This window comes from Pacificitalea manganoxidans (assembly GCF_002504165.1).
Taxonomy (GTDB): domain Bacteria; phylum Pseudomonadota; class Alphaproteobacteria; order Rhodobacterales; family Rhodobacteraceae; genus Pacificitalea; species Pacificitalea manganoxidans.
In genome coordinates this window covers 2,534,296-2,553,240 of record NZ_CP021404.1, presented here as the reverse complement: position 1 = coordinate 2,553,240, position 18,945 = coordinate 2,534,296, and the positions used below count along the sequence as shown (strand labels likewise).

Genomic DNA, 18,945 nt, shown 5'->3' with positions numbered 1-18,945 from the left:
ATCGGCGCGGTGGCCGCGCGGCTCTGCGGGCTCCTGCTGCGACGCGGTGGGGTGGGTGTCGTCGCGGGGCAGGGCGTCCTGCGCGCGGCTTTCGCGGCTGTGGTCGGTCTCGTCGGTCATTCCAGCCCCATCAGATAGGCGGTCAGCGCGGCCAGATCTTCCGGCGGCAGGTGGTCATATCCGGGCATCTCCACGCCGGGCTTGATCGCGTCCGGGTCGCGCAGCCAGCGCAGGAAATCGGCGCGGTCTGTGCCCAGCGAACCGGCTGCCAGCGAATGGCGCGTGCCGATATGGGTCAGATCGGGCCCGACCTGACCGCGATGTTCGGTGCCCCGGATGGCGTGGCAGGCGCCGCAGCCCTCGGTGCCGAACAGTTCAGCGCCGCGTGTGGCTTCTGCACCTGTGGGCGGGCGGGCATCGGCGGCCTCGTTTTCCAGCCACGCGTCGAAATCATCGGGGGTCATCACGACGGCCTCGAACGCCATCTTCGCATGGCTTTCGCCGCAAAACTCGGCGCATTGACCGCGATAGACACCGGGGGTGTGCGGCTCCAGCGACATGCGGGTTTCGCGACCCGGAAACATGTCCATCTTGCCGCCCAGGGCCGGTATCCAGAAGCTGTGGATTACCCGTTTCGCGCCAAGCAGAATATCGGCGCGGGCGTCCGTGGGCAGGCGGATTTCATTGGCGGATACGATCGGCGTGTCGCTGCCTTCGGGGAGGTATTCGACCCGCCACCACCATTGCTCGCCAGTGACCCGCAGGGTCAGCCCGTCACCGGGGGCGCGCTGATCGGGCATGATCGACAGGGCGTAGACCAGCAGCGCCGACAGCACGACCGTGGGAAAGATGATGCCGCCGCCGATGATCAGCCGGTTGGCCCAGCGGCGCGGCAGGCTCGCCATATTGATGCGCGTGAGATAGAAGATCAGGCCGTTCATCAGCAGCCACAGCACGACCGCCCCGATCAGCAGAACCCAGAACAGATCGGCCAGCGTTTCGGCATCGCGCCCGGCAGGGGCCAGCGCCGATTGGCGAAAATCACAGGCTGCAAGGGTAAGGGACAGGCCACAAAGCGCCACAGCACGCAAGGCGCTGCACCGCGTCGGTCCTGTGGCCGCTGTTTGATCGGTCTGTCTGTCGGAAGTCATCTGCCGCGCCGTCTGTCCCCAAGGCCAACCACCCCGAAGCGCCCCGGTTCCGAAAAAAGTGAACGGATGTGAGGGCGTGTGTTGGTTGGGTCAGAAAATGGGCAGCGGGACGGGGCGGGTCGGGTTGGCGGGTGCCCCCCGTTATACGTCCTTGCAGGTTGGCGCTTGGCCGCAGGGTGGCGTTGGACCGGGACCGGACCTGCCACCAGACACGGGTGCGGCGCGCGCTCAGTCGCGCGCCGCGGGCAGACTTACGGCGCGCCGGACACGGGGCCGCGCGCCTGCCCGGCGTGTCTGTCAGGGTTGGCCCAGCAGGTTGCCCATCCGGCGCATGGCAAGCGCATAGCCCTCGATCCCGAAACCGGCCATGACGCCATCGGCGCGCAGGCTGACATAGCTGTGGTGGCGGAAGCTTTCGCGCTTATGAACGTTGGAGATATGCACCTCGAACACCTGACCTTCGAAGGTGTTCAGCGCGTCGAGCACAGCGACCGAAGTGTGGGTCAGCGCGCCGGGATTGATGATGATGCCCGCCGCAGTTTCGCGCGCCTCATGAATCCAGTCGACGATCTGACCTTCCCAGTTGGATTGCAGCAGCTTGCACTCCAGCCCAAACGCCTCGGCCACCTCGCGGCAGCCCGCTTCGACATCGTCGAGGGTCTGGTAGCCGTAGACATCGGGCTGGCGCTTGCCCAGCAGGTTCAGGTTGGGACCGTTGATGATGTAGATCATGGGGGGCATGGCGTGTCTCCTCTCTCGGGACGGGTCAGTCTGTCAAATCGGGGTCGATCCGCGCGGCCAGCATGGTGCCGGTGCGCTGGATGTGATCGTGGAGCAGGGCGGCGGCACGGTCGGTGTCACGGGCCACGGCGGCCTCTGCGATGGCGGCATGTTCCTGAGCGACGTCCAGATCCGGTGCCGTGCCGGGCAGCAGCAAGCGGCGGTAGCGGTCGGTTTGCAAATGCAGCGTGGCGCAGAACCGCAGAAGCGTCGGCAAAGCGCAGCCGCTAATCAGCGCTTGGTGGAAGTCGCTATGCGCCTGTTCCCATGCCTCGAACCGGTCGGGATCGTCATTGTCGCGGGGGGTGCGGTTGACGCGGTGCAGGGCGGCGAGGATTTCGCTTTCCCAGTCCAGATCGGCGGCGGCGATGGCATAGCGCAGGGCGAGCGATTCGACATCGGCGCGCACCTGACTGATCTCCATCAGATTCTCACGGCTGACCGGCGCGATGCGATAGCCGCGCTGATCCTCGAACACGACGATGCCATCGGCGACAAGGCGGCTCACCGCTTCGCGCATCGGCGACAGCGAGACCCCAAACCGTTCGCGAAGCTGGTCGAGATGCACCTTGGAGCCCGGCGGCAGGTCGCCCCGCAGGATCAGATCGCGCAATTCCGACGCCACGCGGCTGGCGCGGGTGGCTTTGCCCGCGCGGGCCCGCGCACCGCGACGGGGCGTGGCGGATTGGGGCGAAGCGCCTTTTTGCACGGGGGCGGAGGAGGGCGGGCTGGCCGATGTCGCGGGCGTATCCTTGCCCGCAGGCGTCACGCCGCTGCCGGAGCCGTCGCGCGGACCGCTGCCTTGGCCATTGCCGGTATCGCCCACCATTGCGCCTCCCTCGGTCGTCCGACAAAGATCGAACAGTGCAGGGTTTGGCACTGAAATCGATTATATGCAAGAATCTGTGGACAGGCTCTGAATGTCACTTATTCTCGGCCCTTCCGAGAGGGAGGACCGCTCCGCACGCCGCGGCTCCGCGCCCGCACGGGCCAGCGGGGGCCGGGGTCTGCCGGGGCAAAGGCAACGACAAGGAACATCATGCAGCAGGTCACCGAGCCCGCCTCGATCGGCGCGTCCCTTTACGGGGCACTGCGCCGTGACATCATTTTTGGCCGCCACGGGCCCGGCGACAAGCTGAAGCTTTCGGCACTGCGCGACGCTTACGGCGCCAGCACATCGACCCTGCGCGAAGCGCTCAACCGTCTGACGATGGAGGGGTTCGTGGTCACCGAAGGGCAGCGCGGCTTCTTTGCCGCGCCGATCTCCGAAGACGATCTGCACGAACTGGCCGAACTGCGCATCTTGCTGGAATCCCATGCCATGCACCGGTCGTTCGAGCGTGGCGATACAGCGTGGGAAGGCCGAATCATCGCCGCCCATCACCGGCTTTACCGGATGGAGCAGCGGATCAATTCGGGCGACATGACCGCGCTGCAGCACTGGCGGCTGTTTGATGGCGAATTCCATGTGGCCCTGATCGCGGCCTGCCATTCGGAGCAGCTTCTCAACATCCACCGCGTCGTTTTCGACAAATACCTTCGCTACCAATTCCGGGTTCTGACGAACCGCGGAGAGATCGCCTCCCAGCAGCACAAACAGATGCTTGACGCCGCGCTGGCCCGCGATGCGGCCGCCGCGAAAGCGATCCTGCGCGACCATATCGAAAGCGGCGTGACCTCGGCCCTTCAGGTCGGATGATGAATAATCGATTATTAGTGCTTTCACGGACAAACGGAATTTTTTGGTAGATGCCGGAATATTTCTGTTGATTTTGACATGGAGCATTGGCAGGGTCCGCGGGTGCCGTCGGGTTGCCGACGCGTAACGACACTTGGGAGGACATCCATGTCTATGAAAGTCACGCGGCGCGCCGCGTTCGGTCTTGCTGCGGCCGCTGCGGCCAGCGTCAGCCTCGCCACCTCGGCCTTTGCTCAGGACAAGCTGCAGCTGCGCCTGTCTTCGCCGGCATCTGAAACCGATCAGCGCGCTGTCGCACTGGTCGAGAAATTCGGCCCCGCCGTTTCCGATTTCGCGAGCTTCGAGCCGCATTGGAACGCGACGCTCTACAAGCAGGGCACCGAGCTGGAAGCCATCGCGCGCGGCAACCTTGAGATGTCGATCGCGTCCGCGCAGGAACTGGCCGTCTTCTTCCCCGAATTCTCGATCTTCACGGCGGGCTATGTGCACCAGAGCGCCGAACATCAGGTCGCGGTGTTCAACGACCCGCTGATGGACCCGTTCAAGCAGAAGGTCGAAGACGAACTGGGCGTGAAGCTGCTGTCCGTGATGTATCTGGGCAAGCGTCAGCTGAACCTGAAAGGCGACCGCGACGTGCAGACCCCCGAGGATCTGGATGGCGTGAAGCTGCGGATGCCCGGCACTGACGCATGGCAGTTCCTTGGCCGTGCGCTGGGTGCGAACCCGGTCCCCGTCGCCTTTACCGAAGTTTACACCGCGCTGCAGACCGGCGCGATCGACGGTCAGGACAACCCGATCCCCACCGTGGTGGACGCGAAGTTCTACGAAGTCACCGACCAGATCGTCCTGACCTCGCATCTCGTGGACCTGAACTACCTGACCATCGGTCTGGAAGTCTGGAACAACCTCTCCGAAGAGCAGCAGCAGGCCGTTCAATCCGCCGCTGATGAAGCCGCCGAATTCGGTCGCCAGAACCAGCTTGCCAAGGAAGAAGAACTGGTCAGCTTCGTCGAAGAGCAGGGCCTGAAGGTCTATGAGCCCGATCTGGCCGCATTCCGCGAGCGGGTGCAGTCCATGTATCTGGAAAGCGAATACGCCGCCGATTGGCCCGAGGGTGTTCTCGACCAGATCAACGCACTGGGCGAGTGATCGCCACGGCGGAGGGGCCCCGCAGGGGTGCCCTCCGGCATGACCGCGCCTGTCGGGCACGGTCGCAGGCTTGAGGTTCGGGCGCGGTCATTCCGCGCCCGACGACCATCCGCCCCCCGGCTGTGCCACGGCGTGGCCCCACAGCGGGACGGGCGAAGCCGCAGGCGCCGCAGGGTCGGCGAGGTTTAGGAGATTTCCGATGCAGACACCTGTCAGATGGATCGTGCGGATCGTCGAGGCGCTGACCGCAGCTGCCCTCTTCGCACTCTTCGCGACATTTCTCGTGCAGATCTTTTCCCGCTACGTTCTGGGCGGCGCGGTGGGCTGGACCATCGAGCTGAACCTGACGTTGTGGATCTGGATCGTGTTCATCGGTGCCGCGTTTATCGTGCGCGACCGCGATCACGTCACCTTCGACATTCTTTACCTTGCCGTGCCGGATGGCCCGCGCAAGGTGTTTGCGCTGATCTCGGCCGCGGCCATCGCGGGCGGGCTGCTGTATTCGCTGCTGCCCACGTGGGATTACATCGACTTCCTCAAAATCAAGCGCAGCGCCACGCTGGGCGTGCCATTGCGCACGATCTTCTCCTGCTATGCCATCTTCCTCGTCGTGGTGTCGGTCCGCTACATCTGGGTGTTCGTCAGCACCCTGCGGCACGGCGCATCGACCGAGGCCCATGAAATTCACGTCGGGGAAGACTGATGAGCTTCGAACTTACCGCCTGCCTGCTGACTATTTTCCTGCTGGCCGCGATCGGCACGCCCATCGCCTATTCCGTGATCCTCGGCGCGCTGGCCTATCTGGCCGTGGCCGGTCAGGACATCGCCCTTGCGGGGGAGCAGATCCTGCAGGGTCTCTATGACAGCTTCATTCTGCTGGCCGTGCCGCTGTTCATCGTGGCCGCGAACATCATGAATGCGGGCACCATTTCCGAACGACTGCTGACCTTCTGCGTGGCGGCGGTGGGCCGGTTCCGCGGCGGGCTGGGTCATGTGAATATCGTGGCATCGCTGATCTTTTCGGGGATGTCGGGCTCGGCGGTCGCGGATGCGGCGGGCATCGGCAAGATCATCATCCAGATGATGACCAAGGACGGGCGCTATACGCCGGGCTATGCCGCCGCGATCACCGCCGCCTCGGCCACCATCGGCCCGATCATTCCGCCGTCGATCCCGATGGTGCTTTACGCGCTGATCTCCAACAGCTCCATCGGCTACCTGTTCATGGGGGGCATCCTGCCCGGCCTGTTCATGGGTCTGGTGCTGATCGTGATGAACGCGTGGCTGTCGACCCGCCGTGGCTTTGCGCTGGAAGAGCCGGTGCCGCTGCGCGAACTGCCCAAGACCGCGATCAATGCGGTGCCGGCGCTGCTGATGCCCGCGATCCTGCTTTACGGGATCTATGGCGGCGTCACCACGCCGACCGAGGCTGCAGCCGTCGCCGCGTTCTACGCGCTGGTGCTGGCGGGCGTGTTCTACCGCGCGCTGAGCTTCCGCGGGCTCTACGAGATCTTCGTGGAAAGCGCGCGCTCCTCTGCCGCGGTCGGTCTGGTGATCGGCGGGGCGCTGATCCTGAACTACATCGTGGCCTCGGAAAACATCCCCTCGATGATGGCCGAGAAGCTCGTCGGCATCGATGTGTCGCCGCTGATGTTCCTACTGGCCGTCAACGTGGTGGTGTTGCTGTTGGGCTGTGTGCTGGACGCCACGACCATTATTCTGGTCATCATCCCGCTGTTCATCCCGACCTGCCGCGAACTGGGTATCGATCTGGTGCATTTCGGGGTGGTGATCGTGGTCAACACGATGATCGGCCTGATCACGCCGCCCTATGGGGTTTTGCTGTTCGTCATCAACGCGGTGACGGGCATTCCGCTGGGCTCCATCATCCGCGAAATCTGGGCATTCCTCTTTGTGCTGGTCGTGGCGCTGCTGGCGATGATCCTGTTCCCGGGCATCGTTCTGTTCCTGCCGCGCCTGCTGGGATACGAAGGATAATCCATCTCATGCTGAAACTCGGTCTCATCGGAGACAACATCAAGGCGTCCCGGTCGCCCGCCCTGCAACGGACCGCAGGTGAGTTGGCCGGGCGCCCGACGCGCTATGACCTCTATATTCCGCCCGAACTGGGGCTGAGCTTCGAGGACACCTTTGCCAAGGCGCAGGCCGACGGGCTGGCGGGCACCAATGTCACGCTGCCCTATAAGGAACGGGTGGTGCCGCATCTGCGCATCGATGATCCGCTGGTGGCCCGGATCGGCGCCTGCAACACGGTGCTGTTTGCCGCCGATGGGCCGCGCGGGTTTAACACTGACCATAGCGGTTTCATCGCCGCCTACCGCGCGCAGTTCGGGGATATGGCGCCGGGGCGGGTGGTGCAGTTCGGGGCAGGCGGCGTCGGTCGCGCCGTGGCCTTTGGGCTGGTCGCTCTTGGCGCGTCAGAGGTGGTGCTGGTCGATATGGATCGCGCCAAGGCCGATGCATTGGCACAGGCGATCACGCAGGCGGGCAATGGCGTCACCATGGGCCGGACCGGGACGGTCGATGACCTCGACCATGCCGATGGCGTGGTCAATTGCACCCCGCTGGGCATGGTGGGCTATGGCGGCTCCGCCGTGCCCGAAGGCCGCTTCCCCACGGCCAACTGGTCGTTCGATGCGGTCTACACCCCTGCCGTCACGCCCTTTGCCGTGCAGTCGGAAGCCGCAGGCACGCCGTTTCTGTCAGGCTGGGAACTGTTCTTCTGGCAGGGTGTGCACGGGTTCGAGATCTTCAGCGGGATCCGGCTGGAAGATACCGACGCACTGCGGGCGCGCCTGCTGGACATGGAATGAGCTGACCCGCGCGCGGCTGTGGCGATGGCCCGCCGCGCGCGCGTCTATCTCACATCACCAAGGACTGTCGCCCTGTGCCAGCGCGGCGGTCACCGCATCCGTATCGGCGCCAAGCTCCGGCGAGGGGCGCGCCGCTGCCATCGGATCACCCCCGATCATCACCGGCATACGCACGCCCGGCTGGCCTTCGGGGTCGATCCGCATGCCGCGCGCCTGCACCTGCGGATCGGCGAACACATCCTCGACGGTGTTGATCGGCCCGGCAGGCACGCCCGCCGCCTCCAGCGCCGATAGCAGATCGTCGCGGCCCCAGTCGCGGGTCGCGGCCTCCATCGCGTGGGTCAGGCTGTCGCGATTGGCCACCCGGTCGGCATTGCTGCGATAGCGTGGATCGATGGCCACCGCATCGAGCCCCAGCACCGCGCAGGCCCGCGTGAACTGCGCGTCATTGCCGACAGCCAGGATGAAATGCCCGTCGCGCACCGGAAACACCTGATAGGGCGCGATATTGGGATGCGCATTGCCCAGACGGCGCGGCGCGGTGCCGGTGGTCAGGAAATTCAGCCCCTGATTGGCCAGCACCCCCACCGCCGCGTCGAGCAGCGCCATGTCCAGATGCGCCCCGCGCCCGGAGCGCGCCCGCTCCGCCAAGGCCGCCTGAATGGCGATGACCGAATAGAGCCCAGTAAATATATCGGTAAAGGCCACGCCCATTTTCTGCGGCGCGCCATCGGCAGGGCCGGTCAGGTCCATGATCCCCGACATGCCTTGGATCAAGTAGTCATAGCCCGCGCGGCTGGCATAGGGGCCGGTCTGGCCAAACCCGGTGATCGAGCAATAGATCAGCCCCGGATGCACCGCCGACAGGGTAGCGTAATCGAGCCCGTATTTCACCAGCCCGCCCAACTTGAAATTCTCGATCACCACATCCGCCTCGGCGATCAGCGCGCGCACCATCTCCAGATCCTGCGGATTGCGGAAATCGGCAGTGACCGAGCGCTTGCCCCGGTTGCAGCAATGGAAATACGCCGCTGCGCCATCGGCGGCAAAGGGCGGACCCCAGCGGCGGGTGTCGTCGCCTTCGGGGCTTTCCACCTTGATCACCGTCGCGCCCAGATCCGCCAGCGCCTGCCCGGCCCACGGGCCGGCCAGAATACGCGCCAGTTCCACCACCTTCAGCCCGGCGAGCGGGGCAGTCGTCTCCGGCATCAGAAAAACGCCTGCAGCCCGGTCTGCGCCCGGCCAAGGATCAGCGCATGCACATCATGGGTGCCCTCATAGGTGTTCACCGTCTCAAGGTTCACCATGTGGCGCATCACCTGAAACTCCTCGGAGATGCCATTGCCGCCATGCATGTCCCGCGAGGCCCGCGCGATGTCGAGCGCCTTGCCGCAGTTGTTGCGCTTGATGAGGCTGATCATCTCCGGCGCGGCTTCGGCCCGGTCCATCAGGCGGCCGACCTGCAACGCGGCCTGAAGGCCCAGTGCGATTTCGGTCTGCATGTCGGCGAGCTTCTTCTGAAACAGTTGGGTCTGCGCCAGCGGCTTACCAAACTGCTTGCGATCCAGCCCGTATTGCCGCGCGCCCATCCAGCAGAATTCCGCCGCGCCCATGACGCCCCACGCAATGCCGTAGCGTGCGCGGTTCAGACAGCCGAACGGACCTTTCAGGCCCTGCACATGCGGCAGCAGCGCGTCCTCGCCGACCTCGACCCCGTCCATGACGATCTCGCCGGTGGTGGAGGCGCGCAGGCTCAGCTTGCCCTCGATCTTGGGCGCGCTCAGCCCCTTCATGCCCTTCTCCAGCACAAAGCCACGGATCTTGCCGTCATGCGCGTCCGACTTCGCCCAGACCACGAAAACGTCCGCGAATGGCGCGTTGGAAATCCACATCTTCGAGCCGCTGATGCGATAGCCGGTGTCGGTCTTTACTGCGCGGGTCTTCATCCCCGCCGGGTCGGAGCCCGCGTCAGGCTCGGTCAGGCCGAAACAGCCGATCCATTCGCCGGAGGCCAGCTTCGGCAGGTATTTCTGGCGCTGCTCCTCGCTGCCATAGGCATAGATGGGGTAGATCACGAGGCTCGACTGCACCGACATCATCGAACGGTAGCCGCTATCCACGCGCTCGATCTCCCGCGCGATCAGGCCATAGGTAACGTAGGACGCGCCAAGCCCGCCATATTGCTCCGGCAGGGTCGCCCCCAGAAGCCCGGCTTCGCCCATCTGCGCGAACAGCTCCGGCGCGTCGCGTTCTTCGCGGAACGCATCGATGACCCGCGGCTGCAACACCGATTGGGCAAAGTCCCGTGCGGCGTCGCGCAGCATACGCTCGTCTTCGTCAAGCTGGCTTTCCAGCCGCAGTGGATCGTCCCATTCGAACCGGCTCAGATCGGGGGCGCTTTGCGGGCTCAGGGGTTTGCGGGTGGTCTGGTCCATGATGTCCTCCGGATGTCCGATCCGCGCCCGGCCTAGGGGCCAAGGCGGGATCTGGTGCGTTTGCCGTAGGATACCGGAACGGCAAGCGGCGGAGCAAACGATCTTATCTGGACTTGTCATGAGTGTATCTCATAGGGTCACGGGATCGTGAGTATAAGGGTTTCCCATGCGTGCCAGCTATCTGCCGACCATTTCCGAACTTCAGGCCTTTCTCGCCTGCGCTCGCCACGGGACGACGACCCGCGCGGCTCAGGCGCTGAACCTGACGCAAAGCGCGGTAAGCCGGTCCGTCGGCACGCTGGAAGAGCGCCTCGGCGTGCAGCTTTTCGACCGGGTGCGGCGGCGGCTGGTGCTGTCGGATGCGGGGCGCGGCTTTGCGCAGGAGGCCCAGCGCCTTTTGGACGGGCTGGATGGGGCGGCGCTGACCGCGATGGCGTTCGGCGGTCATTCCGAAGTGCTCCGCCTCGCCGTGCTGCCCAGCCTAGGGCAAAGCTGGCTGGTGCCGCGTCTGGCCGGATTCCAGGCGCGCGCGCCGCGCGTGACCTTTGATATCTCCGCCCGGCTGGCCCCCGTCGATTTCGAGACGGAGCCATTTGACGCCGAACTGCGCCGCGTCGGCACCGAGCGGCCCGGCGTGGTGACCGAGGTGCTGTTTGACGAACAGTTGCTCGCCGTGGCCGCGCCGGGGCTGGCCGGGACCGGCCCACATGCGCCCGAGACGCTGGCCCGTCTGCCGCTATTGCAGCAATCCACGCGCCCGTCGCTCTGGCTCGACTGGTTCCGCGATGCCGGGGTCGATCCCCGCACGGCCACCCGTGGCGCGCGGTTCGATCATTTCGGCATGGTGCTGGAAGCCGCGATTGCGGGCTTGGGCGTCGGGCTGGTGCCCGCGCTGCTGGCGGAGCCCGATCTGCGCGAGGGGCGGCTGGTCGTGGTGTCCGACCGGCGTCACCGCAGCCCCACGCCCTACGCGTTGATCTTTCCCGAACGCAGCCTTGGCAGCCCGTCGCTGCGCGCGTTCCGCGATTGGCTCACCGCCGGGGCGGAGCAGAACGCGCCCGCCCGGCGCGGTCGCGGCACCGGCGCGCGGGCGGCATCCCTCGCAACCGGCGAGGTTCCGCCGCGTCTGCCCGTCGCCTGAGCGAATGCGCTGGTCAATGCCGCGTCAGGCTCTAGGCTCTTTCTCGTCAAAGAGAGGTTTTTTCCATGTCCGCATCCAAATCCAGCCTGACCCTTGCCGCGCTCGCCCTGTCGGGCGTCGCTATCGCTGCCCTGACGGGGCTGGGCGGTGTCGGGTTGGTCGCGATCTGGGCCGGTATGGCTGTGACGATGCTGGGCATGTCGGCTGCAATCCGGGCGGTGCAGCCCGCGCCCGCGCCCATCCCGGTGCGCGTCCCCGCCACCCGCCGCGACCCGCGCTAAGGCTGAGACAGGCCCCGGTCCGCCAGCGCGCGCTAGCCTAACGCTGGATCGCGGTTGGCCAGAACCAGCCCCGTCAGGTTGCCCAGCCGGTCGATCTGCCGGCCCTCGGCGTCGAAATTCGAAGGGTCGAGCCATGCGGCATAGGCCGCTTGCAAACCCGGCCATTCGCCATCGATCGCCGCGAACCACGCGGTGTCGCGATTATGACCTTTCACGATGGCCGCCTGCCGGAAAATACCCTCATAGCTCAGCCCCAGACGCTGCGCGGCGGCGCGCGAGGGCAGGTTGCGGGCGTTGCATTTCCATTCGAACCGGCGGTAGCCCGCCTCGAACGCCCATCCGATCAGCAATGTAAACGCCTCGGTGGCGACCCGGCTGCGTTGCAGCGCGGGCGACAGCGCCACATGGCCCAATTCGATCACGCCCTGCGCCGCATCGATCCGCAACAGCGATTGCACCCCCTGCCAACGCCCCGTCGCGCGGTCGGCGATGGCGTAGAAAAACGGGTCCTGACGGGTTTCCTGTTCCGCCAGCCAGCGATGATACACAGCCTGCGAGCCGAACGGGCCATAGGGCAGCCAGTCCCACATCGCGTCATCGGCGCGGTTGGCCTCGAACAGATCGGCGGCGTGCCGTTCCGCCGACAGCCGCTCCAACACCGCGTAGCGCCCCTCGATCCGGTCCGGGCCCGGCAGCGGCGGTGGCGTCCATGCGGCAAGCGGGGCAGAGTGGGTCATGGGGCAGGCTCCGGTGCAAAGGCTGACTTGGCGTAGCCCGCGCGCCCTTAAAACGGAAGCGTGTTTTGCGCGCCCCGTGCCGCGGCAGCCCTGGTGCCGCCACCCGCACTCGCCCGCGAATATGGCCGCAGAGTGCGTGGACAGCGCTGGTCCGTCAGGGCGATCAGACATATCCGGGCCGCGGGCCCCGGCTTGAGCTTCGCCTTTGAAGCGCCACCCCACGAGCCGTCCGGCACCCCTACACGATCAGCTTGCCCGGTTCGGGCGCGCCGCTCAGGTCCACACCGGGGAACACCGCTTGTTCCATCACCCGCGTGTCGAGCCCGGTGATGCCGCGCATGACCTGAGCGGCATAGGCGCGCACATCGGCGGTGGGCATCAGGTCACGTCGGGCATAGAGATCGGCCTCCGCCAGCCCCGGCCACAACCCGTGCACCCGCCCGCCGCGCACCGCGCCGCCCGCCATGACCATCGCGCCGCCCGTGCCGTGATCGGTCCCGCGTGTGCCGTTTTCGCGCGCCGTGCGGCCAAACTCCGTCACGGCCAGAACAGCCGTCTGACCCCAGACCGAGCCGAGTTCCGCGCGCAGGCTCAGGATCGTCTCTGCCAGCGCGGCGAGCGGTTTTTTCAGCGCGTTGCCCTGATTGGCGTGGGTGTCCCAGCCATTGATCGAAAACGCCGCCACCCGTGCTTCGCCCCGCAGCCGCTCGGCGGTGAACCGGGCCAGCCGCAAATGGGGAGCGTTGCCTTCGGGGGCGTCCATTGCCGCCATCATCGGGGCGTCGCCGTCGAGGTCGTCGGGGTCATCCGCGGCATCGTCGGGCGCGGCGGCATCGGCTGCGGCCTGCGCCTCCATCGCGGCGGTCAACTGGATCGCTTCCAGAACGTTGGCGTGAAACAGCGGGTCGGTTTCATAGACCAGTTCGATCAGCCGCCGCGCCTGCGGCGAAAGCGTCAATTCCTGATCGGGGGACCAGCTTGCGGTGGGGGCCGCGCCGTTCAGCAGCAGCATCTCGCCCGCCCCCACGGCATAGGCGGTCTCGGCGCTGACACCGGGCACCGCTTGCAGCATCCGGTTCAGCCACCCGTCCCGCGGCGCAGGCTCGCCGGGGGCAAATCCGGTCCCGGCCTCCAGCAGATCCTGCCCGTCGAAATGGGAGCGCTTGTCGCGATAGGGCGTCGAGACGGCGTGGGCAAAGCTCAGCTCTCCGCGATCCCAGAGCGGTAGCAGATCGGCAAGACCGGGATGCAGTGCGTAGAACCCGTCCAAATCGGCGGCGCCCCCGGCCTCGCCCGTCCGCAATGTCGGGCGCAGCGCGGCAAGCTCCGGGTCGCCATAGGGCTGCACCACGTCCAGCCCGTCCATCGCGCCGCGCAGAATTATGACGACCAGCCGCGTGTCCCACGGCGCGGCAGCCAGCGTCACGGGCGTCAGCAGCGGCGACGCGGCAAGCGAACATCCCAGCGCGCCGGAGCGGAACAGAAACGCGCGCCGGTCCAGCACGCGGCGGACCATCGCATCGGTGGGCGGGCAGGGGGCGGATCGGCTCATGCTGGCTCCTATCGCCGCTGAAACTGGGGGGAGACCAGAACAATGCCGATCCCCTCGGCGCGGGTTTCGGCGGCCCCTGCGGCAAACACCACCGCCTGATGCGCGGCGGGGCCAAGCGCGGTGGTGACCAGCCCGCGTGGATCGGGCGGGGTCAGACCCAGCCCGTCCTCCAGCTTGTCATGCAGGGCCATCGCCCATTCGATCCGCGCGGCAAGCCCCTGCGGCGTGATCCAGGCGGTGTCGGGTTCGTCCCAGCCATCCGGGCCCGTCGGCACCTCCCACGGTTGGCCCATGCGGGTCATCGGGCGGATCAGATTGCGCTGCACCTGCACACGGTTCAGCCCGGTCAGCCGCGCCCCCGGCACGCCTAGCGCGCGCAGGCTGGAGGCCACGAAATCGAACGGCTGCTTGGCCTTGCTCAGCGGCGGGGCCAGCGCGGCGGGATGGGTGAGCAGCACGTCATAAACCGCCAGCAATGCGCCATCGGTTTCGAGAAAGCGCGCCGTCAGCGCATCGATTAGGGCCGGATCGGGATCATCGGCCACGAAATGCACGGCAAGTTTGCGCGCCAGATGCCGCGCGGTGTCGGGATGCCGCGCAAGGTCGCGCAGCACGGCGATGACATCCGCCATCGCGGGCGTCGCACCGCCATAGCTCTGGCCCAGCACCGTTTCCGGCCCCGGCTCCCCGCGCGACTTTTGAAACGTCAGGCCTTCGTCCTTCAGCACCACCATCATCCCGGCGAAAAGTTCGGCCAACTGGCGCACGTCGTCTTGGCTATAGGTCGCGCCCACGCCCAGCGTGTGCAACTCCATCACTTCGCGGGCGAGATTCTCGTTCAGCCCGCCCGCGGTCGCGTCATTGCTGTCGGGGTTTTGCGCCTTCTTTTCGGCCCGCCGCTCGGCCACGCGGGAATTGGGGCCGATGGAATTGCTTTGATCGAGGTAGAGCAGCATCATCGGGTGGGTGACCGCCGCGATCAGAAGATCCGCGAACGATCCGGTCAGATGCGGGCGGATGGCTTCCTCCACATAGGCCGACACGGCCCAGCGGGTCATGCCGTTCTTGCCAATGGTGGTGAAATGATCGGCCCAGAACCGGGTCAGCCGTTCCCGCAGCGGATCATCGGTTTCCGCGATCCGGGCCAGCGCGGCAGTGAGCGCCCGCGCCTGTCTGCGCCGTCCTTCCTGAATATGCCAGCGCGCGGCCTCGCTTGCTGCGTCGAGCTTCGCGACCAGATCCTCGGGCGGGGCGTCCATCGCGCGGACCTGTTTGCGCAGATCGTTCCGCCGCCGCATATCCGTCTGATAGGCGCGGGTTTCCTCGTAGATCACCGAAAACGACTCGATCGGGAACCGCGCGGCCATTACATCTTCCCCCGCCAGCGGGATCAGCAGATCGGACGGATCGCGCGGCAAAACGCGGGAGGGCCCGGGCCCATAGCCAAAGCGGATCGAAAGCAGAATCGGATCGACGGCCAAGGCGTGATACTCCCGGTGGGCTGGAACGGTCTGAGGATGGCGCAGGGCGGGCGCGGCTTCAACTCACGTCGGGGCGAGCGGGGCGCGCATGAGAGAGGCCGAAAACCAAACCGCCCCGTCGCAGGACACGACGGGGCGGGACATCTTGGGGTTGGACAGGGCCAAGGCCGGGGGCCGGTGCCGCGCCTGGGATCAGGCGTTGGCTTCGCGGATCTTCTCGGCGGCGGTCTTGTCGTAGGTGATGCCCTTCTGTTCGAACAGCTGATCCAGCTCGCCCGACAGGGTCATCTCGGTGATGATGTCGCAGCCGCCGACGAATTCGCCGGACACATAAAGCTGCGGGATCGTCGGCCAGTCCGAATAGTCCTTGATCCCCTGACGGATCGCGTCATCGGTCAGCACGTTGACGTCGTGATATTCGACACCCATGAAATTCAGCACCCCCGCCACGCGGGAACTGAACCCGCATTGCGGCATGGTTTTCGTGCCCTTCATGAAAAGCACGACCGGATTGCGGGTCACCGTGTCCTTGATACGTTCTGCTGCATCCGCCATTGCTGCGGTCCTCCTGTGCCGGAGCGGGCGCGCGGGCTCGCCTGTCTCCCAAACTGTCTGGTTCCGCCCCCGGCCCGGGTCGGCGGAAATTGTGCGGGCGTGCCCCGATGGGGCCGATCCGTCAGGCGGGCGCCTTGGTCGTCAACGCCAAAGCGTGCAATTCGCCGTTGGCACCGTCCATCTTGCCCTTCAGCGCGGCGTAGACGGCGCGCTGCTGCTGCACGCGGTTCTGGCCGCGGAAGCTCTCGTCGATGACCTCGGCGGCGTAGTGGTTCCCGTCGCCGGCCAGATCGGTGATGGTGATCTGCGCATCGGGGAAGCCTTCGCGGATCAGCGCTTCGATTTCATGGGCCTGCATCGCCATGCGTGGTCGTCCTCTTTGTTCTGCCCCCAAAATATAGGCTCGGGGTCCGGTCTTCAATGGGTTGTGACATCGCGGCATGTCAGGTCAGGCGGGGGGAAGCCCCTCCAGCCGTCCGAACATCGTGTCGATGCCCGCGCGGTCGATATTGGCAAAGGCCAGCCGCAGGCTGCGCGCGCCCAGCTCCGATCCCTCGGGCGTGAACATCGTGCCCGGCAGCACCAGCACACCGGCCTCGCGCACCAGCCGCTGGGCCAGCCCGGCGGAGTTTTCGGCAAAGGGATGCGCGAGATAGGCGAAATAGGCGCCGCAGCCCATCAACTGCCAGCCCTGAGCCGCGATTCGGTGGAAGCCGCTTTCGATGGCGGCGCGGCGTTCGAGGATCTCCGCCCGCTCGCCCGCCAGCCATTGCCCCAGATGGCGCATCCCCCAAAGCGCGCCGCGCTGGCCGATCTGACCGGGGCAGATGGCAACGGTGTCGAGGAATTTCTCGACCTGCGCCAGCCGCGCGACCGATCCGATCAGCGCCCCCACCCGATGCCCAGTCAGGCGATAGGCCTTGGAGAAGGAATAAAGCTGTATCACCGTGTCGTCCCAATCGGGATCGGCCAGCAGGTCATGCGGCGCGCCGCTGCGGCTGTCGAAATCGCGATAGGTTTCGTCGATGATCAGCGCCAGCCCCCGCGCGCGCGCCAGATCGCGGAACGCGGCGACCAGCGCCGCAGGATATTCCACGCCGCCGGGGTTGTTGGGGGTCACCAGCACGATGGCCCGTGTGCGCGGGGTGATGAGCGTGGCGGCATGGTCCGGGTCGGGCAGCAGATCGGCGCCGGTATCCAGCGGCACCACGCCCACGCCGGACATGCGCAGCCACATCTCGTGATTAAAATACCACGGCACCGGCAACAGCACCTCGTCGCCCGGTCCGGCCAGCGTCGCCATCACGGCGCAGAACGCCTGATTGCAGCCTTGGGTGATCGCCACCTGCGCCGCCGTGACAGTCCCGCCATAGGCAGCGGAAAACTGTTGGGCCACCTCCTCGCGCAGATCGGGCAGGCCCAGCACCGGCCCATAGAGATGCGCGGCATCCTCGTGCAGCACGGCGTCGGCCATCGCTTGGCGCAGCGGGGCGGGGGGCGGATCGACCGGGGCGGCCTGACTGACATTGATGAGCGGCCGCTCAGGCGGGAAAGTCACCCCCTCCAGCCAGCGCCGCGCCTCCATCACCGGCGGCAGGGCGGTCGCGGCCATGGCGGGGGACAGCGGCTGGATCGGTCGGGTCATATCAGCATCCAAAGTCAGGCAGGGCGGCAGGCAGGCCAGCAGGCCGCGCGGCGGAATCGCCACGCTCGGCGCAGTCTAGGCGCGGCCCGTGGCAGGGGAAACTCGGATCATAGCTGATCTCGGGTCACCGCGCCGCGACGGGCGCCGCAGTGCTTAAAGCGTAGCCAGCAGACGCGCGGCTTCGGCATCCGGCGCGGCCAGCGCATCGCGGTTTTCGCCGGGGAAGAACCGTGCCCGCGTGGCGGTGGGCATCGGCGCGGGCGTCAGGATGCGCACATCGGGGCCGGTGGTCGCGGTTTCGGCGGCCCAGCTGCGGGCCAGGGCGATCTGCGCGGCCTTGGTCGCACCATAGGCACCAAAGAATTTCTCGCCCCCGCGCGGATCGTCGAAAAACAGCGCCCGCGCGCCCTCGCGCGCCTGCAACAGCGGCGCGACATAGGTGATCAGCCGCTGCGTGGCGGTCACGTTCAGATCGACGCTCTTGCCGAAATCCTTGCCATCGACGAACACGGCAGGCGACAGCGGCGCTGCATGAATCGCGCAATGCGCCCACAGGTCAAGCCCGCCCCAGCGGTCATGGATCGAGCGGCACAGATGCGCCATCGCGCCGGCATCCGTCACGTCGAGCGGCGCCAGCGTCGCCTGTCCGCCCGCCGCCTGAATACGATCGTCAAGCTCCTCCAGCCCGCCGACTGTTTTCGCGACAGCGATCACATGGTGGTCGCGCGACAACGCATAGGCCAGCGCCGCGCCAAGCCCGCGCGACGCGCCGGTGACCAGCGCCAGTTTCGGGCCGGGGGCGGAGCCGCCCTGCGCGGGGGCGTCGGACGGGGCGGGGGCGGAAGCGGAATGATCTGTCATGCGCGCGATCTGCGGCGGTTTGCGTCAAAGGTCAAGAGCGCCAGCATGTCGCGCCCTGCATCCCCTGCCCAAATGGCGCGCCCTAGACGCAGCCTTTACCGCCGTCAGCCCGGCTCCGGACGATCCGCGCCGCGCCGGATCAGGTATCGCCATGCGGGACGGGCAGGATCGGCGGGGGCATGGGCTCCGGCGGCCTGCGGCGCGGGCGCGGCCTCCAACAGGTGATGCCCCGCCTCCGCGCAGAAATGCGGCAGATCGATGCGCGCCATCGGATCGTCGGCCAGCACTTCCAGCACCATGCCGGGCGCCAGCGCCAGCAACCGTTTGCGCGCCCGCAGCACCGGCAACGGGCATAGCAGCCCAAGCGCGTCGCAGACAGGCACCGCGCGGCGGTTGGGGTCAGGCTCGAAATCGGCGGCAGGGGGCATAGGGCATCCGGGGGACAAGGCGGGGACAGGCGCGGGCAGGGGCGTTCCCCGCCATAGCAAGCCACCCGCCCGCCTGTCCATGCGGCCCCATGCGCGCGGCTCCTATGAAAAACGCCCGCTCGGGTCCGGGCGCGTCACGCGATACCGGCCCGCAGCGGGCGTCACTCAGTGTCGGTCGGCAGGTCCGTGGCCCCAGCGGGCGCGGCCCGGCTCAGG

Annotated in this window: 20 protein-coding genes; 7 read left to right on the top strand and 13 right to left on the bottom strand. The window is 66.8% G+C overall.

Annotated elements, in window-relative coordinates; translation table 11 throughout:
• Nucleotides 1-116: 116 nt before the first annotated feature.
• From coxB to CBW24_RS11545, 3 genes are all read right to left on the bottom strand, one after another.
• Nucleotides 117-1,151, bottom strand: a complete 1,035-nt coding sequence (gene coxB / locus CBW24_RS11555) for a cytochrome c oxidase subunit II (protein ID WP_097373676.1) — start codon at nt 1,149-1,151, stop codon at nt 117-119.
• 297 nt (nt 1,152-1,448) lie between these two features.
• Nucleotides 1,449-1,892, bottom strand: coding sequence for a type II 3-dehydroquinate dehydratase (gene aroQ / locus CBW24_RS11550; protein ID WP_088664558.1), 444 nt, complete (start codon nt 1,890-1,892; stop codon nt 1,449-1,451).
• 25 nt (nt 1,893-1,917) lie between these two features.
• Nucleotides 1,918-2,760: a GntR family transcriptional regulator gene (locus tag CBW24_RS11545; RefSeq protein ID WP_097373675.1), complete on the bottom strand. Its 843-nt coding sequence runs from the start codon at nt 2,758-2,760 to the stop codon at nt 1,918-1,920.
• A gap of 210 nt (nt 2,761-2,970) precedes the next feature.
• Here CBW24_RS11545 and CBW24_RS11540 point away from each other — a divergent pair, with 210 nt between their 5' ends.
• From CBW24_RS11540 to CBW24_RS11520, 5 genes are all read left to right on the top strand, one after another.
• Nucleotides 2,971-3,630 carry a GntR family transcriptional regulator gene (locus CBW24_RS11540; RefSeq protein ID WP_097373674.1) on the top strand — a complete coding sequence of 220 codons (660 nt, stop codon included), beginning with the start codon at nt 2,971-2,973 and terminating at the stop codon, nt 3,628-3,630.
• 147 nt (nt 3,631-3,777) lie between these two features.
• A complete protein-coding gene (dctP, locus tag CBW24_RS11535; protein ID WP_088664561.1) occupies nt 3,778-4,779 on the top strand; it encodes a TRAP transporter substrate-binding protein DctP in 1,002 nt (333 codons plus the stop codon).
• 199 nt (nt 4,780-4,978) lie between these two features.
• A complete protein-coding gene (locus CBW24_RS11530) occupies nt 4,979-5,482 on the top strand; it encodes a TRAP transporter small permease (RefSeq protein WP_088664562.1) in 504 nt (167 codons plus the stop codon).
• Entirely contained in the window at nt 5,482-6,777 is a 1,296-nt protein-coding gene (locus CBW24_RS11525) for a TRAP transporter large permease (RefSeq protein ID WP_097373673.1), read from the top strand. The genes CBW24_RS11530 and CBW24_RS11525 overlap by 1 nt, the downstream gene beginning before the upstream one ends.
• Before the next feature lie 8 nt (nt 6,778-6,785).
• Nucleotides 6,786-7,613, top strand: coding sequence for a shikimate dehydrogenase family protein (locus tag CBW24_RS11520; protein ID WP_097373672.1), 828 nt, complete (start codon nt 6,786-6,788; stop codon nt 7,611-7,613).
• Between the two features lie 54 nt (nt 7,614-7,667).
• On the opposite strand, the gene CBW24_RS11515 is transcribed toward CBW24_RS11520, so the two are convergent.
• Both CBW24_RS11515 and CBW24_RS11510 read right to left on the bottom strand, forming a co-directional pair.
• Nucleotides 7,668-8,822, bottom strand: a complete 1,155-nt coding sequence (locus tag CBW24_RS11515) for a CaiB/BaiF CoA transferase family protein (RefSeq protein ID WP_097373671.1) — start codon at nt 8,820-8,822, stop codon at nt 7,668-7,670.
• A complete protein-coding gene (locus CBW24_RS11510; RefSeq protein ID WP_097373670.1) occupies nt 8,822-10,048 on the bottom strand; it encodes an acyl-CoA dehydrogenase in 1,227 nt (408 codons plus the stop codon). Before CBW24_RS11510 ends, CBW24_RS11515 begins: the two co-directional genes overlap by 1 nt.
• Before the next feature lie 166 nt (nt 10,049-10,214).
• Between CBW24_RS11510 and CBW24_RS11505 the strand changes: the two genes are divergently transcribed.
• Both CBW24_RS11505 and CBW24_RS11500 read left to right on the top strand, forming a co-directional pair.
• A complete protein-coding gene (locus tag CBW24_RS11505) occupies nt 10,215-11,189 on the top strand; it encodes a LysR substrate-binding domain-containing protein (protein ID WP_097373669.1) in 975 nt (324 codons plus the stop codon).
• Between the two features lie 65 nt (nt 11,190-11,254).
• Nucleotides 11,255-11,470: a hypothetical protein gene (locus tag CBW24_RS11500; RefSeq protein WP_097373668.1), complete on the top strand. Its 216-nt coding sequence runs from the start codon at nt 11,255-11,257 to the stop codon at nt 11,468-11,470.
• Nucleotides 11,471-11,502: 32 nt separating this feature from the next.
• On the opposite strand, the gene CBW24_RS11495 is transcribed toward CBW24_RS11500, so the two are convergent.
• From CBW24_RS11495 to CBW24_RS11460, 8 genes are all read right to left on the bottom strand, one after another.
• Nucleotides 11,503-12,207, bottom strand: a complete 705-nt coding sequence (locus CBW24_RS11495; RefSeq protein ID WP_097373667.1) for a GNAT family N-acetyltransferase — start codon at nt 12,205-12,207, stop codon at nt 11,503-11,505.
• Between the two features lie 238 nt (nt 12,208-12,445).
• Complete coding sequence (locus CBW24_RS11490) at nt 12,446-13,759, bottom strand: DUF1501 domain-containing protein (RefSeq protein ID WP_232529764.1); 1,314 nt, start codon at nt 13,757-13,759, stop codon at nt 12,446-12,448.
• 8 nt (nt 13,760-13,767) lie between these two features.
• Nucleotides 13,768-15,240, bottom strand: coding sequence for a DUF1800 domain-containing protein (locus tag CBW24_RS11485; RefSeq protein ID WP_097373666.1), 1,473 nt, complete (start codon nt 15,238-15,240; stop codon nt 13,768-13,770).
• Between the two features lie 192 nt (nt 15,241-15,432).
• Nucleotides 15,433-15,795: a Grx4 family monothiol glutaredoxin gene (grxD, locus tag CBW24_RS11480; RefSeq protein WP_088664571.1), complete on the bottom strand. Its 363-nt coding sequence runs from the start codon at nt 15,793-15,795 to the stop codon at nt 15,433-15,435.
• 121 nt (nt 15,796-15,916) lie between these two features.
• Complete coding sequence (locus tag CBW24_RS11475; RefSeq protein WP_097373665.1) at nt 15,917-16,159, bottom strand: BolA/IbaG family iron-sulfur metabolism protein; 243 nt, start codon at nt 16,157-16,159, stop codon at nt 15,917-15,919.
• 84 nt (nt 16,160-16,243) lie between these two features.
• Nucleotides 16,244-17,440: an aminotransferase gene (locus CBW24_RS11470; protein WP_097374220.1), complete on the bottom strand. Its 1,197-nt coding sequence runs from the start codon at nt 17,438-17,440 to the stop codon at nt 16,244-16,246.
• A 153-nt stretch (nt 17,441-17,593) separates the two neighbouring features.
• Entirely contained in the window at nt 17,594-18,301 is a 708-nt protein-coding gene (locus tag CBW24_RS11465; protein ID WP_097373664.1) for an SDR family NAD(P)-dependent oxidoreductase, read from the bottom strand.
• A 104-nt stretch (nt 18,302-18,405) separates the two neighbouring features.
• Nucleotides 18,406-18,729 (bottom strand): sulfurtransferase TusA family protein, encoded by a 324-nt coding sequence (locus CBW24_RS11460; RefSeq protein WP_097373663.1) that lies wholly within the window; start codon nt 18,727-18,729, stop codon nt 18,406-18,408.
• Nucleotides 18,730-18,945: the final 216 nt, after the last annotated feature.

Bases quoted from the DNA above. Each gene is read 5' to 3' on its own strand.
- coxB (WP_097373676.1), bottom strand. From the start codon at position 1,151: ATGACTTCCGACAGACAGACCGATCAAACAGCGGCCACAGGACCGACG.
- aroQ (WP_088664558.1), bottom strand. From the start codon at position 1,892: ATGCCCCCCATGATCTACATCATCAACGGTCCCAACCTGAACCTGCTG.
- CBW24_RS11545 (WP_097373675.1), bottom strand. From the start codon at position 2,760: ATGGTGGGCGATACCGGCAATGGCCAAGGCAGCGGTCCGCGCGACGGC.
- CBW24_RS11540 (WP_097373674.1), top strand. From the start codon at position 2,971: ATGCAGCAGGTCACCGAGCCCGCCTCGATCGGCGCGTCCCTTTACGGG.
- dctP (WP_088664561.1), top strand. From the start codon at position 3,778: ATGTCTATGAAAGTCACGCGGCGCGCCGCGTTCGGTCTTGCTGCGGCC.
- CBW24_RS11530 (WP_088664562.1), top strand. From the start codon at position 4,979: ATGCAGACACCTGTCAGATGGATCGTGCGGATCGTCGAGGCGCTGACC.
- CBW24_RS11525 (WP_097373673.1), top strand. From the start codon at position 5,482: ATGAGCTTCGAACTTACCGCCTGCCTGCTGACTATTTTCCTGCTGGCC.
- CBW24_RS11520 (WP_097373672.1), top strand. From the start codon at position 6,786: ATGCTGAAACTCGGTCTCATCGGAGACAACATCAAGGCGTCCCGGTCG.
- CBW24_RS11515 (WP_097373671.1), bottom strand. From the start codon at position 8,822: ATGCCGGAGACGACTGCCCCGCTCGCCGGGCTGAAGGTGGTGGAACTG.
- CBW24_RS11510 (WP_097373670.1), bottom strand. From the start codon at position 10,048: ATGGACCAGACCACCCGCAAACCCCTGAGCCCGCAAAGCGCCCCCGAT.
- CBW24_RS11505 (WP_097373669.1), top strand. From the start codon at position 10,215: ATGCGTGCCAGCTATCTGCCGACCATTTCCGAACTTCAGGCCTTTCTC.
- CBW24_RS11500 (WP_097373668.1), top strand. From the start codon at position 11,255: ATGTCCGCATCCAAATCCAGCCTGACCCTTGCCGCGCTCGCCCTGTCG.
- CBW24_RS11495 (WP_097373667.1), bottom strand. From the start codon at position 12,207: ATGACCCACTCTGCCCCGCTTGCCGCATGGACGCCACCGCCGCTGCCG.
- CBW24_RS11490 (WP_232529764.1), bottom strand. From the start codon at position 13,759: ATGAGCCGATCCGCCCCCTGCCCGCCCACCGATGCGATGGTCCGCCGC.
- grxD (WP_088664571.1), bottom strand. From the start codon at position 15,795: ATGGCGGATGCAGCAGAACGTATCAAGGACACGGTGACCCGCAATCCG.
- CBW24_RS11475 (WP_097373665.1), bottom strand. From the start codon at position 16,159: ATGGCGATGCAGGCCCATGAAATCGAAGCGCTGATCCGCGAAGGCTTC.
- CBW24_RS11470 (WP_097374220.1), bottom strand. From the start codon at position 17,440: ATGACCCGACCGATCCAGCCGCTGTCCCCCGCCATGGCCGCGACCGCC.
- CBW24_RS11465 (WP_097373664.1), bottom strand. From the start codon at position 18,301: ATGACAGATCATTCCGCTTCCGCCCCCGCCCCGTCCGACGCCCCCGCG.
- CBW24_RS11460 (WP_097373663.1), bottom strand. From the start codon at position 18,729: ATGCCCCCTGCCGCCGATTTCGAGCCTGACCCCAACCGCCGCGCGGTG.